Origin of the sequence: Mageeibacillus indolicus UPII9-5, from assembly GCF_000025225.2 — a bacterium.
GTDB classification, from domain to species: Bacteria; Bacillota; Clostridia; order Saccharofermentanales; family Fastidiosipilaceae; genus Mageeibacillus; species Mageeibacillus indolicus.
The window spans coordinates 47,934-63,406 of the sequence record NC_013895.2; the positions used below are offsets into that span (position 1 = coordinate 47,934).

The window sequence follows — 15,473 nt, forward strand, 5'->3', positions numbered from 1 at the left end:
ACAGGTATGAATAAACGCAAAAATTTACATTTTACGATCGGCAATATTTTTATTCCTTTGATGGGCTTAGTCCTTTTCTTGATTACGGTTATTGTTGCGGCAACCGTCTATGGTATATATGCGGTTTTGACAACACATCAGACGTTATCACCTGAGTTCATTGTTGAAACGGCTACGGATAATATGGTTGGCTTAATATATTCTTTGATACAAATTATCTTGTTTGCGGTAATCCTATATTTTTGCCGGCGGCGAGGGAAACCATATCTCTTCACTCGGTTGCCGCATCTATTAAGTTTACCTTTGCTGGTGGTAGTTGCTGGCGGCGGTGTCGGTTTGGCTACGCTTTGGCTGAATCTGGCTCGGATTTTGGGCAATCACTTTTCTTTTTGGGCGGCCAATGTGGAAAGATATGAGACCTTGATCGCTACGCTCGAGTCGCCGGAACGATTTTTGTTGATGGTGTTGAGCACTTGCATTTTGGTGCCGTTTGCCGAGGAGCTTCTATTCCGCGGAATCGTTTTAAGCGAGTTTAAACTGTGTTTGAAGCCTACGGTGGCGGCGGTGATGGCCGGGATCTTGTTCGGGCTTTTTCACGCCGATTGGATTCAATCTATCTACGCGGGGATTTTGGGCATTGTTTTAGGCTTGGTGTATGTTTGGACGGAATCTATCTGGGCCTCTATTTTTATGCACATAGTTTTCAATTTGCTGGGTGGGGCGCTTTCTACTTGGCTGAAAGACGATGTCAAGGGTACGGCAATATACACAATCGCTATGTATGCTTTGTTGGTGCTGAGTCCGTTTGCCTTGGTCGGGTTAGCTAAACTGCGGCGGAAAGGGGAAACGGTGGCCCGGGGATCGGCGGTTTGGGCTGCGCAGGTTGCCCAACAAGAAATGAATGGGGTCGGTGGTAGCGGTGACCTGCATACGGGTAGTACGGGTGCCGGTTTTGGCTCAAGTGCAGCAAATGTCACAAATGTGACTGGTTCGGATACTGCGGCTCCGGCAGATCAAGGAGCTACAAGGCCGAAATTATAACGGAGATTTACCATGTTACGCCACCTCCTAAAAGAAAGAATAGCTCAGGTCGCGCGCAACCGTCGGGTAAAGCTCGTAAGTGTGGCGGTCTTGGCAGTACTGATTCCGGTTGCTGGGATCTTGACCTATCTCAATGAATTGATTGGTGACACAAATCGTTTGGAATACAGTGTTGATTTGCGTCCGGATAACTACAGGTCAGCTTTCAGTTGGTACGGGGTTGGCGTTACTTGGGATCATCATCAGGGTGACAATTTAATTCGCAACGGCGAGTTCGATAGTTTTGCCGCTAAATTTTCCGCTCCCGTGGTATATAAAACAGCACTGGGGCCGGAGTTGCCTTTGAACATAAAGCCGGATGAAATACCCTACACTACCAGCTTAATCGGCGGAAAAGTGAGGCCGATGCATAGTCAGCACGATCATGAGCAAAGCGGCAGTATTATCGGCATCAATCCTTTGATTTTTCGGCAGCCTCATGATATGGAAATTGAATATGAGGGTGAAATAAAGGATGGGGCCTTCAGATACAACGAAAATGGCGGAACGTCGGATTGTGTATGGGTCGGTAGTGGCGGCTTGGTTATATATCATTCGCAAACAACGTCAAGTGAAATTATTTCGGCTTTTACGGATGACGATTTAGTTCAGGTTGTGGGAAATTCCGCCGGATATTTGGCGCGTTCGGGGCGCGGCGAGGTGTGGAGTAGCAGTGACGGTCAGCATTGGCAGAAGTTTGCCGGGGCAAGCAAAATTGATTATATGGCGGCTTCTGCAACCGAGTTTGTTTTGTTAAATAACCGTCATGATTTAACTTTTATCGACAGTAATCGTGAGGTGCATCAAGGGAAGTTTAGCCGAGATTTGAGGCCGGAAAGCACAGTGTGTTTTCAGCAAAAATTTTTGACGTTGGATCAGCAGGGACGGCCGCGATGGGTGAAAAAGGCGGGGGATGAGGCCTGGCCTGCGGCGAATTTTGTTCCGAATATTGTTCCGACACGTACAGTTGTTCATGGCGATAACTTGTTCATGGTTTCGTCGCGCGGTGAAATCGAGGTCGGGAATTTTATGAACGGGTTCCGAATAGTGAATCGGCATCCTTTAATTGAAAATCCAGATGTCCAGGCGGTTTTAGCCGGAAAGCCGTTTAAGATCGAGCAAATGATCGTTTTTTCGACAGACAAGCTGGGGTTCGTTTTGGCGGAGGCCGGGTTGTGGGCGTATGATGTAGGCAGGGATGAACTAAAGCAGTTGCAAGATGGGTTGGATTCGGTAAAGCGAGCGATGCTTTTGCCGGGAGCCAATTTTTTGACGGTATCAGCTGATCGGGCGATTATACGTTACCAGCTGACAGCGGGTTTGCGGCTTAAAGGTGATCGGGAGCTGAATAATATTCAGGCCGGTGACCGTTTGATTATAAGTAGGAATTTGAAGCCGGAGGGGGTACCGTTGTTTTGGCATGTGGCAAATGGAACGGCTAAGGCGACCGGATATATTCAAAGCGCGGCGGACAGTAATTCTTCTTATGACAATTATTTGGAGTTGCATCCTAAGCGAGCTAATCGTGCCGAGCAAGGTGAGCAGGTAACTCCGGCGGAAATGCCGGCCGGGGGTGGTTTTGGTGGTATTGGAAACGGATCTGTAGCAGTAGATGTGGTTCCGGGCGCAGGCTTTGCTGCGGAAGAGGGAGAAGCGGACGCAAATGCAGCTGAGCATGACCTTGTTTTACAGCAAAAGATGGTTTTGAATGGCAACAATTTTCTCAAACGCCGGGTTTATTTGTTGCGTCTGCGGGCAAAGTTGTTAGACGAGGACGTAGGGGGTGGCTTCACGCCTGAATTAAGCGTGCGTGGAGGTAAGACGGCCGCCATTTTTCATTTGAGTAATTTAAGCAACGTTTGGCAAACTTATGAATTTAAGCTGGTTTCAGATCCGGACTTTTCCGGCAAAGAGACGGAATTTACTTGGCAATTGCGCACGGCGCACAGCATGGGTATCGACAATGTGTATTTTGGCTTAGCTGAGAACAATAATATAGGAACGATGCGCACAGAGCAACTTAAAGAATTGGCTCCTGCTCCGAGTTTATTGCGGCTAAATGGGTTGAACATCGGGCGTAACGGCTATCCGGAATTCAGTTGGCTTACTAAGCGTAATATGGAAGCGTGGCTTATTTTGAATAATAAGAGTTTTGGTGCTGTCGCCTACACTTTGTATGATGGTCTTGCCTTGGCCGAAAGTCTGCGCACCAATGTTTGGTTGGTGATCAATCCTTATGTATCAGCTGAAGAAATAGATGATTTGCTGGAGTATCTTGTTGGTTCTGTTTATACCGGCAAAGGTGAAATAAGGCGGGGACAAGGTCATCCTGCGCCGTGGGCATTGAGTTTTAAGCGGATTTTTATTGAGGTTGCCGATGAAGACGGCGGTCTTTTATCTGATCGTGATCGTGCTGACAGTGTCGATAATATTTTGCGTAAATTTAAAATATCCTCTTACTATCAAGAAGTGAAGAATAAGCTTTTTTTTGTTGACGGCATGAATTATAACAAAAATGAAAAATTATCGGCGGCTGATGAACACGCGACTGCTTTGACGGCAGGTTTTGCCGAGGGTTTATCGGCTGAAGACGTTTATCATGCGTTGATAAGCATAATGCCGCGGCAGGGTTATGTGGGTGAAAGCGGGCACGAACTGATAAGTGAGGCTTCGCTGGAGGCAATCAATGGGAAACGTCCGCGTCTGGCGAAATTAGCGCAAATTGTTTTGGCTGGTAAGGGAAAGGTATTGACGCAAATCAACTATAAATTGCCGCTGAGGCATGAGGCGGCGGAGAATGAGTTGTTGGGGAGTCTTTTGTCGATTTATCAGGCGGAAGGGAATGGGTTGCATCGGATTTCGATTCGTCAACAACCTGAGATAAGCAATATCGATACGGCGGTCCGTGAAAAAATTGATGCGTTCGGTTCCGTCGGTGGTGACGGGAAAGTCAGTTTGATTTTTACGAATAATAGTTCGATTGAGGTCAACTTGAATTTGAAATTTAAGCAGAAGGAATTTAAGTTGAAGGAAACTGTTTATGACGGAAATGGAAAGCGGCTGGCAAGTGATAGTTTTAGCAATGGGGACTTTAGTCTGAAAATTCCCCCGGATGGGGTTATCACTTTGAATGGGAGTTTGCCGGAAAACTAGTGTTGTTCGGGAGCGGTGCATCGTCTGGCGCAGGGTGGTGCATTGCCTAGAGCAGGGCTGTGCATCGCCTGGAATAGAGCGGTTGCAGGCGTTTACAGCAAATAGGTTTCGCAAAATTCGGCAACACCGTCAGCGTTATTGTTCCCCGTACGATAAGCGGCCTTGGCTGCAATGTTTGGAGTGGCATTGGCCATGGCTACGGAATGTGGGAAAGTTGCAAACATCGGCAAATCGTTGCCGGCATCACCAAAGACTAAAACTTCATCCAGTTGTAGGTGCAGGTATTCGACTAGTGCTTTTATACCGGCGACTTTGGTACAGTTACCGGCGTTGTATTCGCGGTTGCCGAAGGCTGAGTTGGTAATGATCAAATCTTTAATTGGGGCGCATTTACGGTCTAGCTCCGCCAATAATTCAGGGGTTGCTTGCGGCATGACCACTTTGCTAATTTTTCTTGCGGCGACAAATTCAAACAGATCGGGGACGGTGTGGCGTGAGCGGCGCATATCAATTAATTTGGCCGGGCTGTATAGACTATCTCGATAAAATTGGCGACGAGCATTGTCGGTGTACGCTTCGCCGGCGAAATATACTTCGAAATAGAGGGGGAAGGCGGCCAAAACACGCAGCACGGCGGTTACAGTCGCTCCGGAAAGGGGTAAGGTGCTAAGGCAAATGTTGCGTTTTAAGTCCCAAGTTTCAGCTCCATTGGCCAAAACCGCATAGTGCAGGTCGGTTTCGCGGCATAAGTTGAGTGGCAGACGGGATAAAATGCGTCCGGTCGCAATGGTGAAGTCTATGCCATTTTTAGCTAGGCGACATATGGTTTGAGCCGTGCGCGGAGAAATGCAAGAGGCATCGGTGAGGAGGGTTCCGTCTAAATCGCTGGCAACAAGTTTTATCTTGCCGCGTAATTTGTCGGGTGTTGGTGTTGAGCTCCGGGCAAAGTGGGTTGTTCGGGAATCAACGCAAACTGGGGTTGTCAGGCTTACCAAAGCCGGGGCTGATTCGGCGGTATCAACGCTGGCGCTGGTGCTGTTGCCGGTGGTGCTGACACTGCTGGTGCTGTTGCCGGCGTTGCCGCTGCCGGCATATCTTTTATAGTTATGCGTGCCTAACATTTTGCTGTACCTGCTTTTTAATTTCGATTTTTCGCTATGACACCACGCCGGCTATGCCTCAGCTATGTAGCAATCAAGCTGCCCCACCCCACTAATCTCGCCACAAATGTGGTCGCCCGGCTTGACTTGTAGGGGATTTTCTCGTGTAGTGATCGGTTGGGGGGTACCGGTTGACAGAATTGTACCGGCGGCTAAAACAGTATAGCGACTTACTTCAACCAAAATTGCGAGAGTATTTTTAATCATGTCAACCGTGTTGCCGGTCTGACGAATTTCATTGTTAAGCTTGCCGATTATCGTAAATTCCGGTGCGGCAGCAAACTCATCTGCCGTGACAATGTACGGACCCATTACCGAAAAGCCGGGCAAACTTTTTCCTATATAGACTTGATTAAATTTTTTGCACAAAATGGCGGAAGTGCAGTCGTTAAAGACAGTGTACCCGAGGATGGCGGCTGCGGCTTCATTTTCGTTGGCCTGATAAATTGTTTTGCCTAAAACCACGCCTAATTCCATCTCGTAGAGATAACTGGCGGTAACGTCTTGATGGTGCGGCAAAACGGCGCCGGGGCCGGCCAGATGGAAGGTCCGCTTGCTAAAATACATTGTCTGGTCTAAAGGGTGTCGTTTTTCTGACGGGGTTCCGGCGGGATAATAATTGGAGCCGATGCAAAGTACATCCTGGCGAGGCTGAGGGATAGGAGCCAGCAAAGTGATGGATGACCGCGGCAAAATGGATAGCGTGGCCAAATCGGCTTGGCGAAGTTTGGCAGCTAAAGTTTTGAAGCAAAGCGGGTGGCTGCCTGCGATTGCTGTGTTCCAGTCCGGGTAAGTGAAACCTAGCTCTGAGAGTGGTAATATGCCTGTATCAAGTAAAATACCGGGGAAATTTGGGGTCGGTATGCAAAGCGGATCGTACATTATTTTTTCTTGCTGCGGTTGACAAAAATAGGTGACAAGTTTCATATAAGTCTCCATTCAAAAAATAGCGGTTTCAGGTCGTTGAAGTGAGCCTGCGCGGTCGATATTCTTGCCTTAAGTCTACCATATTTTTTCATCACGTGACTTGCTTATTTTGCTGTGATATAATTTTTAAAACGATTATCTTCTTTTTAAAATTCTGCATATTTTTATAATGCTCATTGTTTGTGAGGTCAAGATGAAAACATCTGTCCGTCTGCGTCGTATACTTTTTGTGGTAGTAATATTGTATTGGTATGCCCTGTATGTTCACGTCCCGATTCAAACATCGCATCTGTATAAACTAGGGGTTTCAGCCGGCGCGGCAGGGATAATTATCGGGGCTTATGGTTTCGGGCAGGTGCTCTTGCGCGTTCCGCTCGGAATGCATTGTGATCGGTCGGGCAGGCTTTTCCCTTATGTTTTAATTGGGACGGCGGTCGGTACTTTGGGGGCAATTTTTCGTCTGGGGGTAAATTCGCCCCGATCTTTTTTAGTGGCTAATATTTTGGGCGGAATTGCGGCGGCGGTGTGGATCGCTGTCTTGGCACTTTTTGCGCAGTTGTTTTCGCAGGCTGAGTTGCATCGGGCTATGGCTTATGCTACGACTGGGCACTCAACGGCAATGCTTACGTCAAGCTTGTCTTGTGCTGCTTTGGTCGGGCGGAGTGGGATGCGGGGGGTAGCGGCGGCGGAAATTGTGGCCGGTCTCTTGGCGTTTGTCTTGGCAGTGGTGGCGTATCGTGTCTATTGTCGGGAGGTGCATGCGGCGGTTACTAAGGTGCGGCCGGGGGGCGGTAGTAATGAGTCGGGTGCGGATGGCGTTGAAAATGTTGCGCCGGGGAGTTATGGTGGCGATTCCGGCGCGGATCTGACATACGGAGCCTTCTGGCGTACAGTAAAGAATGTTCGGTTATGGCAGTTCGCGATGCTGGCTTTTGTGCATCAAGGACTTATTTTGTCTTTGGTCATGTCGTTTGTTGCCAATCAGGCTCAGGTGATCGGTGCGGACGAAAAAGAAATAGCGGCTGCTACATTTTTGTATTGGGCGGTCACCGTTCTTGTCAATGCTTTGGCCGGGAGGGCGTTGATGGTAAAATTAGGCGCAAAATTTTGGTTGCCGGTATCTTTGGTTTTAGCGGCGATTTATTGTTTGCTGCTTTTGCGGATTACGGCTGTTTGGCAGTTGTTTTTATTGCAAATTATGGGCGGAATTTTCGGTGGGACAGTGTTGCCTTTTTCTATGAGCGAAAGTTTGGCTGAGATTCCGCGGTCTCACCGGGGTACGGCACTGGGGGTGTATCAGGCGATTTTGGCCGGGGGGATGGTGTTGTTGCCTTCTTTGTCGGGAGCATTGATTCAGCGTCTTGGCATTGTGGGCGGCTTCTGTTTCTTAAGTTTGGCTGCTTTGGCGGCGGCGGGCTATGCATATTTTATTACGCACCAACGGTCGCCGGGGAAGGTGCGCTAAGTGGTGCGCTAATGGGCGTTAGGGTTGCTAGTGTCGCAAGGCGCAGGCGTGCGCTGTGGGGCGCACTAAGTGGTGTGCTAAGGCTTATATGCAAGTGAAATACCCATAGTCTAAAGCCTATGGGCTTCCTGCTTCACTGACCTCGTAACCTACTATCTCCACAGGCGTTAATTCGGATAGTCCCTACCCTATATTTTTTTATTACGCTATTTGTCTTAATCCTTCTGCTAATATATTCTTTGCGGCATTGACATCTCTATCGTGTATTTCCCCACAATTTGGACATTTCCATTGCCTTACGGATAAATCTTTTATGTTCTTATTTTGGCAACCACAACAAGAACATAACTGACTACTTGCGTAAAAACTATCTACCTTAACATATATTCTATTGTTCCACTTTGCTTTATACTCTAGCTGTCTTGTGAGCTCATACCATGAAACGTCACTTATAGACTTAGCCAATTTATGGTTTTTTATCATATTTTTTATCTGCAAGTTTTCTGAAACAATCACTTGGTTTTCGCTTATTATTTCACTTGAAATCTTATGAAGATAATCTTTTCTGGTATTTGTTATTTTCTCATGGCATAATGCTATTTGCTTTCTTTTTTTCTGATAGTTCCTGCTCCCTTTTATTTTATGTGCAAGCTGTCTTTGCAATTTTGTAAGATTTCTCTCATAATTCTTTATTGTCTTTGGATTTTCGTATTTTCTCCCATCTGATGTAATACACAAATCCTTTATCCCCAAATCTAAACCTATTTTACCTCTTGTCTCCTGCTTTTTTACATTCTCTGTTTCTACTAAGATTGCTACATAATACTTTCCACTCGGCAGTTGTGATATAGTTGCCGATTTTATTTGCCCTGCAAAATTCCTATGAATTTTTGCTTTTATCTCTTTTAACTTTGGCAACTTTATTCTTTCTCTATCAAAATCTACAGTTATATTCCCATTTGTAAAATTAGTTGTGTAGGATTTATGCCTATCGTGTTTACTCTTAAACTTTGGGCAACCTGCATGCTCTTTGAAAAACTTTTGATAAGCACTATCCATATGATAAATTGCATTTGTTAAAGCAAATTTGTCTACTTCTTTCAGCCATTCATAAACTTTTTTCAGCTCTCTATTGCAATAATTATTACAGTCTGTTTTACTGATAGAGTTTTTTTCTTTTTCATAAGCATCTTTCCTGTATGCAAGGGTCTGATTATATACAAAACGGCAACAGCCAAATGTCTTTGCCAACTGTATTTCTTGCTCTTTACTTGGATAAATCCGATATTTATATGCTTTTAACATTCAGCTTACCTACCTTTCTACCCTTGATTTTCTATGTATTGCTTTAATATTTCTTCAGAAACATTGCCTACGCTACAAGCAAAATATCCATCAGTCCAAAATGTATGTTCTTTCCAAAAAGGTTTCTTAAGATATTCTGTATGCTTTTTCCATATATGATATGTTGTATAGCTCTTAATTAGATTAACCACTTTGCTTATTGATATAGTAGGCTCAGTTTCTATCATATAGTGTATATGGTCTTTGTCTGTTTCCATATGTTTATGATTATATTATGCTTCTTGCATATCTCATAAGAAAACTGCTTGATATTATCCGACATTGATTTCGGCACTAATAATTTCTTTCTATACTTGCATACAAAAATAATGTGATACTGCAATAAATACTTATGCCTATTCTTTGATTTCCACGTTCCTATAATGCCAATTATTATACCACTAAATCATAATTTTTGCTACCTTAACCCACCGTCTAAAGCCAGTGGGATTGCGGTAGCTTTAATTTCAATGCCTATTGCCGCGACTAGCAAAGTGACGAACCTCGCCCATCAGATTGCCGCCGACTGGCAAAGAGCCAGATCGCTGCCTTTAGACATTAGTCATTTGCCGAGAGCGTGAGGAACAATTCGTCGCCCGCTCCTACCGTGTAAATGTGCTTTGCGGTTGCATGGCGAGTGCCGCATATAACAAACAGATAAGTACCCGGACTAACGTAGGCACTCACCGGCGGAGCAATTTTCAGCCGCAAAATCGGGCTGCCCGGTGCCGGCGGTTGAAAAAACAACTGCCAGTCAATTCCATATTTGAGTTCAACGACCTCGCTGCTCAACGACAGATGCACGGCTTCTGTGATCAGCTTTTTACGGTCAGGAGATAGTAAGCGCGGTACAAATACCTTATTTTCGTCACCAAGAATGCTTGTGCTTGTTGGATCTGCACCAGCTTCACTGCGCCGACGTTGCAATTCTTTTTGCACATCACTCAGATTTTGCAAATCCTTATGGCGAGCCTCGTCAGCCAACAGATCATTTTCTGCGATTGAAAAGAAGGCCGGAGTCGGTTCTGCCACAGGGCAAAATTCCGGTGAATAGGCCATAGCCAAAAAACGCTCTGACGCAAAGTCAAAAATATCCAGACTGTCAACCCATTTATTCAATTTCGCCGGCAAACCCAAAGTTCGTGCAATTGCCAGCCCGAGCAAGAGTGCGCGAGAACGCTGCCCATATTCACTGAAAAACCTGCCAAACATAGGTAAGGAATAGGGATGATTTTGCCAAAAAAGTACTTTGGCGTGGAACGTGGCTTGATCGGCTCGCAAAATCGGCTGTATCGGAGCTTGGTTAGCGGTCAGTACGGTGCGCATTCGGCGAGGCCAGTCGGTCAACGGTTCGCTCAGCAATTGCAGATTAAAGGTGTAGCGGTAAAAAAGCTCCGGCAAAAGATAATCGTCTGGTAAATCCGGCCATGCTTTTAGTAAAGCCGGGTTTAAGGCTACCAAATTACTTTCGGTCAATTGCTGTAAAAGATGAATATAGTTGCTTAATTGTACGGCGTTGGCAGCTTCGGCCAAAAAATTTAAAATAGCCTCCCCGTTGCGCCCGGTTTTTTGCAATAACTCATAAACTGATCTTTGCTTGGCTAATGGACGTTCTAAAAGTAGCTGTAAATTGGTGCTGCTGAGGACGGCCTGCTGTTCACGATAGCTGAGTAAGTCCCGGTAAAACTTGGGGGAAAGCAGTTGGGGCGGAATACAGCACTGCGGTAGAGTTGCAGTGGTTTCGGAATCGATAGGGTAGACCCTGTTCGGTGAGGCGGTGTCAGGGGTCGCGGTAGCCTTGGTTTTCTCGTGATTAGCGGTACTTTTTTTCTTGATTTCTACAGTTTCCGGGGCCGCTGTTCTGCTGTTCGCGGCCGCATTCTGAGCTGCCGCATTCTTTGCTAATGTGGCGCGTGTAGCCGGGGGAAAATCACGGTACCCGATCGCCGGCTTCAGGTGCAAAATTTCATCTCCAACTTTGGTGGTATCGATAACCTGCAGGTCCAACCAATTTAAAACATTGGCCTCACTGAATGCGGTCGGAACTGAGCCTTGCGCCTGTGAACCTGAAACTGGCTGACTGCATTCGGAAGGATTCAGGGCGAGAGCGACTTCGCCTAGGCCGAGGGGCAAAAAATAAACTCGCCCCGGTTCAACCATAAATTCACCCAGTTTTTTTGCAATACCTTCTGACGGAGCAATAATTTCTACCTGCCCCGCGGCGGCGACGGTGAAAGAGAGTGATACGGTTGGCGCATAAGCTGCTGTTAAATTTAAATAAGCGTTATTGGCGCGATGCATGAGCACAAAATCTGTTTTCTCGTCGGCAGGTGTAAATATTTTATACAGTTCGGCTGAACCGGGAATATACGTGTAGACATATAGCCAATTCCTATTATATCCGAATGCACGGTTGTTTATTGCCGCTAAAAGGTTATCTGCCGAAGCAATTGGTAGCAAGTACCAGGACTGGCCTTGAAAAAATTCAACGCCATAGCGGCTGGCTTGCACTGTGTCGGCTTCAAAATGTAATAAACGAGCCGGAATATTCGTCTGTCTTAAATATCTAACGACGGTTTGGGCTAACTGAAACTCCGTGAGGCCGTTTTGGACGATGGAACTAAGGTAAATTCTTAGCGCCGTCAAGGTCAACGTTGCCGGATCAGCAAATTCGGTTGGTCTGAGCACTGTAACTATCTCAGAACCGGCCTCGAAATCAGCAGCGGCACCGGCTCCGGCTCCGGCTTCAGCGTAAGAAAGGGGCGGAAAATCCGGCGTCAACCAAGCTGAAGAAGCGACTTGAGGCGGCAGGACAAAATACAGCCAAAGGGGCAAAGGAATGTAGTCAAAATATTCTGCTGAAACTTTTTGTAAGGCCGAGTGCGCGTGCTCAACCAACAGCTTAAAAGAAAAAACCCGCCGCTGATGCGAACTTAGACCGAGATAGAGAAATTTGACTAAAGTAAATTCCAGTTTCGAGCAGAAAATATTTATATCTACATAACCTAGTTGCGACCTTGCTGACGTTTCAGCTTTGCTATACCGATAAGTGGAAGAGAGCAAACTCATGGCCGCGGTAACATCCAGATCTAAAATAGCCGCGACGGTTTCCCGCGTGACCGTGAATTCTCCGGCTTCAACTGAGCCGATCGATGGCAAATCTGATGCATTGGCCAAGCCCCCATCAAACCTTGCCGCTAACTCCGCCTGTAAAGTCTTTTCAAACAGTGTATTCAATTTATTTAGCCAGTATGACGGCATAAAAACCTCCTAAAATTGATGCCGTTGCCAAAAATTATGCACAAAATGCCCTAATTTAAGCAAAAATTCGACGCAGCCAAACCTGGTCAACAGCTTTTGAAAAAGTGGGTAGAGCAGTAGCAAAACTAAAAATGGCCAAAGTGTAGGCGATAAAATAGGCTTGATGAAAAAAATATCCGATAAAAAAATTAATTCGAAAACGAATATAAGTATGCAAGCAGTGTACAGAATGCGTTTTAATTTGTCCCATGGCCTACAGGCCTGCCATAAAACAATCATGCCGCCAGTCAACAAAGTTATTGCCGCCAATGCAGAGGTTTTGTCATAACTTAGTCCGCAGACAGAGCCAATAGTGATCATCAAAACAACCATGAGGGTACAGGTCAGGCCGGCCGGGGCGGATGCGTACAATACCCGCCGCAAAAAGGCACCGCCGACTCGCCGCTTATTAGGGCGCAGCGCTAAGAAAAAGGCCGGGATACCGATTGAAAGCGAGGCGATAAGGGTGATTTGAATTGGATAAATCGGATAAGGGAACGGCAAAAAAATGAACAGAAACGCCAAAAGCGAGGAATAAATTGTTTTTACAAGAAAGAGGGTGGCAACCCGCTCAATATTATTTATAACTCGCCGCCCTTCGTTGACAGCCGGTACAAAGGCAGATAAGTTGTTCTGCAAAAGGACGATATCGGCGCTGGCGCGTGCTGCATCGGAGCCGGAAGCCATGGCAACGCCACAATCAGCATCTTTGAGAGCCGGAACATCATTAACTCCGTCACCTGTCATGGCAACGGTATGCTCATTGGCTTGGAGGGCTCGCAGCAATGCTTGTTTGCGATGGGGGGTGACCCGCCCGAAAATGCTGTATTTTTCGACAATTTCGCGGAGATCGGCATCGGCGGGAACTTGGGACATGTCAATAACGGAATCGCTTTTTGGCACGCCGGCTCGCCCGGCTACCGCGGCAACCGTGTGCGGATCGTCGCCGGAAATAAGCTTCAACGTAACCCCTTGAGCGCGAAAATAGCTGAACGTTTCGCTGGCATCGGAGCGCAGTTGGTCGCCTAGCGTCAAAACGGCCACGGGTTGGGCGGCGGAAAAGTCAAATGAGTCGGGATCGATTTCCCGCTGCTTATCAGGGGTTAATTTGGCAACCAAGATTACCCGCAATCCCTGTGAAGCCAAATTTTCTATTTTTCTATATATTGCCGGGTAAGCTACGGCAAGGTCGGGGAGGACAAAGGTTGGCGCGCCAAAATAGATAAGAGTGTCCCCGAATACGGCCCCTGCCCATTTCCGTTCGGAATTAAAATTAAGCAATAGGTCAGGACTGGGCAATGGTAAGGTGACTCCCGGACAAGAATCGTGCAGTGCTGCCAACGGTTTTTTTAAGGCCATGGCAGTAGCGTTGCGCTCAATTTGAGTCTGGATTGCCGCGGCCAAAAGTAAATCTTTTCCGCCAGCGGTAAGACTTTTTACCCAATTTTCCGGCGTTGTCGCGGCCTGGATTTTCTCATCAGCAATCGGGTAAAATTCCAGCCAATCCATCTGCCCGGTTGTGATTGTCCCGGTTTTGTCCAAACACAATGTATCAACCCGTGCCAAAGTTTCAATAGCCGGCAAAGTCTGCAACAAAGCATGGTGCTTGCCAAGGTTAATCACACCTACAGCAAAAGCCAAAGAGGTCATCAAAACAAGGCCTTCGGGAATCATGCCGATAAGAGCAGCAACCGTTGAAACGACAATTTCCGCCAAATCGGATCGGCCGTTGAGTAGCCGAATTTTGCTTGCAAATAGCAGCAGTCCGAGCGGAATTATTACGATGCTTAAAAATTTGATAATGCGATTTAGTGAGGCAACGATTTGAGAATTACTCTTTTTAGTTCGTTTTACTTCGCGAGCGATTCCGGCTGCATAAGTATCGCCGCTGACTTTGGTGATGGTCATGGCGGCATCTCCAGCTACGACGAAACTGCCGGAATAGACTTGATCTCCGGCACTTTTTTTCACCGGATTAGACTCCCCGGTCAAGAGAGATTCATCTGTTTCCAAACCACGAGAGAGCAAAATTTTTCCGTCTACCATGATCTGGTTCCCGGAACGCAGCAGCATAACATCGCCCAAAACCAAATCGGATGGTTTTAAAACGTGTTCCCGGCCATCACGCATAACTGTAACTTCCGGCTCAACCAATAGTGAAAGCCGATCAACCGTAATTTTGCTGCGAATTTCTTGGGCGATACCGATGACAATGTTGCTGATAATAACGCCCATAAATGTCATGTTTAACAAGAGGCGTGGCCGGCCGAAGGAAACGACAATTATACATATCGCCAAAATAAAATTGAGGATATTGAACAGTGTTAAAATATTATCTCGGCAAATATCCCGGATGGACTTGCTTTTTGCCACGAATGGGACGTTGGTTTGGCCGTTTTTTTGGCGCATTAAAACTTCCGCTTGGCTTAGTCCTTGCAGCTTATAGGGTGAATTATTCATTTATCCTCTGCTTTCAATTCCAATGTGATTTTGGTATGGTCGGGAATCAGTCGACGATACTTTACTCCGGCCGCATCCATCATGCGTTTGGATGCTTTTACGGCATCGGTGGAGGCATATTTGTCGGAAAGATAAATCACTTCCACCAGGCCGGCTTGAATAATGGCTTTGGAGCATTCGTTGCAGGGGAAAAGATCCACGTAAATTCTGGCACCATGCAAAATCGCTCCAGGATTGTTAAGGATGGCATTTAATTCGGCGTGGCAGACGTAGGGATATTTGGTGGATAAATAATCTCCTTCGCGTTCCCAGGGGAAAGTTTCGTCACTGCAGCCGTACGGCAACCCATTGTAGCCGACGGAAATAATCCGATTGTTTGGGCTGACGATGCAGGCGCCGACTTGCGTGTTGGGGTCTTTGCTGCGTTGAGCCGAGAGCAGCGCAACGCCCATAAAGTATTCGTCCCAAGATAAGTATTCTTGTCGCTTGCTCATGTGTACCTCCTAAGTTGTTTTCGCCATGTGCACTAACGGCCAAACGATAAACTATAAGATGTCGCGGCAGCCGTGGCATCTCGGAATCCC

9 protein-coding genes and 1 pseudogene are annotated in these 15,473 nt (G+C 46.6%); 3 read left to right on the forward strand and 7 right to left on the reverse strand.

Annotated features, from left to right (window positions below; genetic code table 11):
- Nucleotides 1–6 precede the first annotated feature (6 nt).
- Nucleotides 7–1,041, forward strand: coding sequence for a CPBP family intramembrane glutamic endopeptidase (locus tag HMPREF0868_RS00230; RefSeq protein ID WP_012992689.1), 1,035 nt, complete (start codon nucleotides 7–9; stop codon nucleotides 1,039–1,041).
- 12 nt (nucleotides 1,042–1,053) lie between these two features.
- Complete coding sequence (locus tag HMPREF0868_RS00235) at nucleotides 1,054–4,233, forward strand: hypothetical protein (protein ID WP_012992690.1); 3,180 nt, start codon at nucleotides 1,054–1,056, stop codon at nucleotides 4,231–4,233.
- A 92-nt stretch (nucleotides 4,234–4,325) separates the two neighbouring features.
- Here HMPREF0868_RS00235 and HMPREF0868_RS00240 read toward each other — a convergent pair whose 3' ends face one another.
- Both HMPREF0868_RS00240 and HMPREF0868_RS00245 read right to left on the reverse strand, forming a co-directional pair.
- Nucleotides 4,326–5,354, reverse strand: a complete 1,029-nt coding sequence (locus HMPREF0868_RS00240; protein WP_012992691.1) for an HAD hydrolase family protein — start codon at nucleotides 5,352–5,354, stop codon at nucleotides 4,326–4,328.
- 51 nt (nucleotides 5,355–5,405) lie between these two features.
- On the reverse strand, nucleotides 5,406–6,320 hold the full coding sequence (locus HMPREF0868_RS00245; protein WP_012992692.1) for a fumarylacetoacetate hydrolase family protein: 915 nt from the start codon (nucleotides 6,318–6,320) through the stop codon (nucleotides 5,406–5,408).
- A gap of 193 nt (nucleotides 6,321–6,513) precedes the next feature.
- Between HMPREF0868_RS00245 and HMPREF0868_RS00250 the strand changes: the two genes are divergently transcribed.
- On the forward strand, nucleotides 6,514–7,785 hold the full coding sequence (locus HMPREF0868_RS00250) for an MFS transporter (protein WP_012992693.1): 1,272 nt from the start codon (nucleotides 6,514–6,516) through the stop codon (nucleotides 7,783–7,785).
- Nucleotides 7,786–7,986: 201 nt separating this feature from the next.
- Here the strand turns inward: HMPREF0868_RS00250 and tnpB are convergent, their stop codons facing one another.
- From tnpB to HMPREF0868_RS00275, 5 genes and pseudogenes are all read right to left on the reverse strand, one after another.
- Nucleotides 7,987–9,090, reverse strand: a complete 1,104-nt coding sequence (tnpB, locus tag HMPREF0868_RS00255) for an IS200/IS605 family element RNA-guided endonuclease TnpB (protein WP_012992694.1) — start codon at nucleotides 9,088–9,090, stop codon at nucleotides 7,987–7,989.
- A gap of 17 nt (nucleotides 9,091–9,107) precedes the next feature.
- Nucleotides 9,108–9,511 (reverse strand): annotated as a pseudogene (gene tnpA, locus HMPREF0868_RS08150) (IS200/IS605 family transposase).
- A gap of 176 nt (nucleotides 9,512–9,687) precedes the next feature.
- Entirely contained in the window at nucleotides 9,688–12,390 is a 2,703-nt protein-coding gene (locus HMPREF0868_RS00265; RefSeq protein WP_012992696.1) for a hypothetical protein, read from the reverse strand.
- A 9-nt stretch (nucleotides 12,391–12,399) separates the two neighbouring features.
- Entirely contained in the window at nucleotides 12,400–14,889 is a 2,490-nt protein-coding gene (locus tag HMPREF0868_RS00270; protein ID WP_012992697.1) for an HAD-IC family P-type ATPase, read from the reverse strand.
- Nucleotides 14,886–15,383, reverse strand: coding sequence for a deoxycytidylate deaminase (locus tag HMPREF0868_RS00275; RefSeq protein ID WP_012992698.1), 498 nt, complete (start codon nucleotides 15,381–15,383; stop codon nucleotides 14,886–14,888). The genes HMPREF0868_RS00270 and HMPREF0868_RS00275 overlap by 4 nt, the downstream gene beginning before the upstream one ends.
- Between the last annotated feature and the right edge of the window lie 90 nt (nucleotides 15,384–15,473).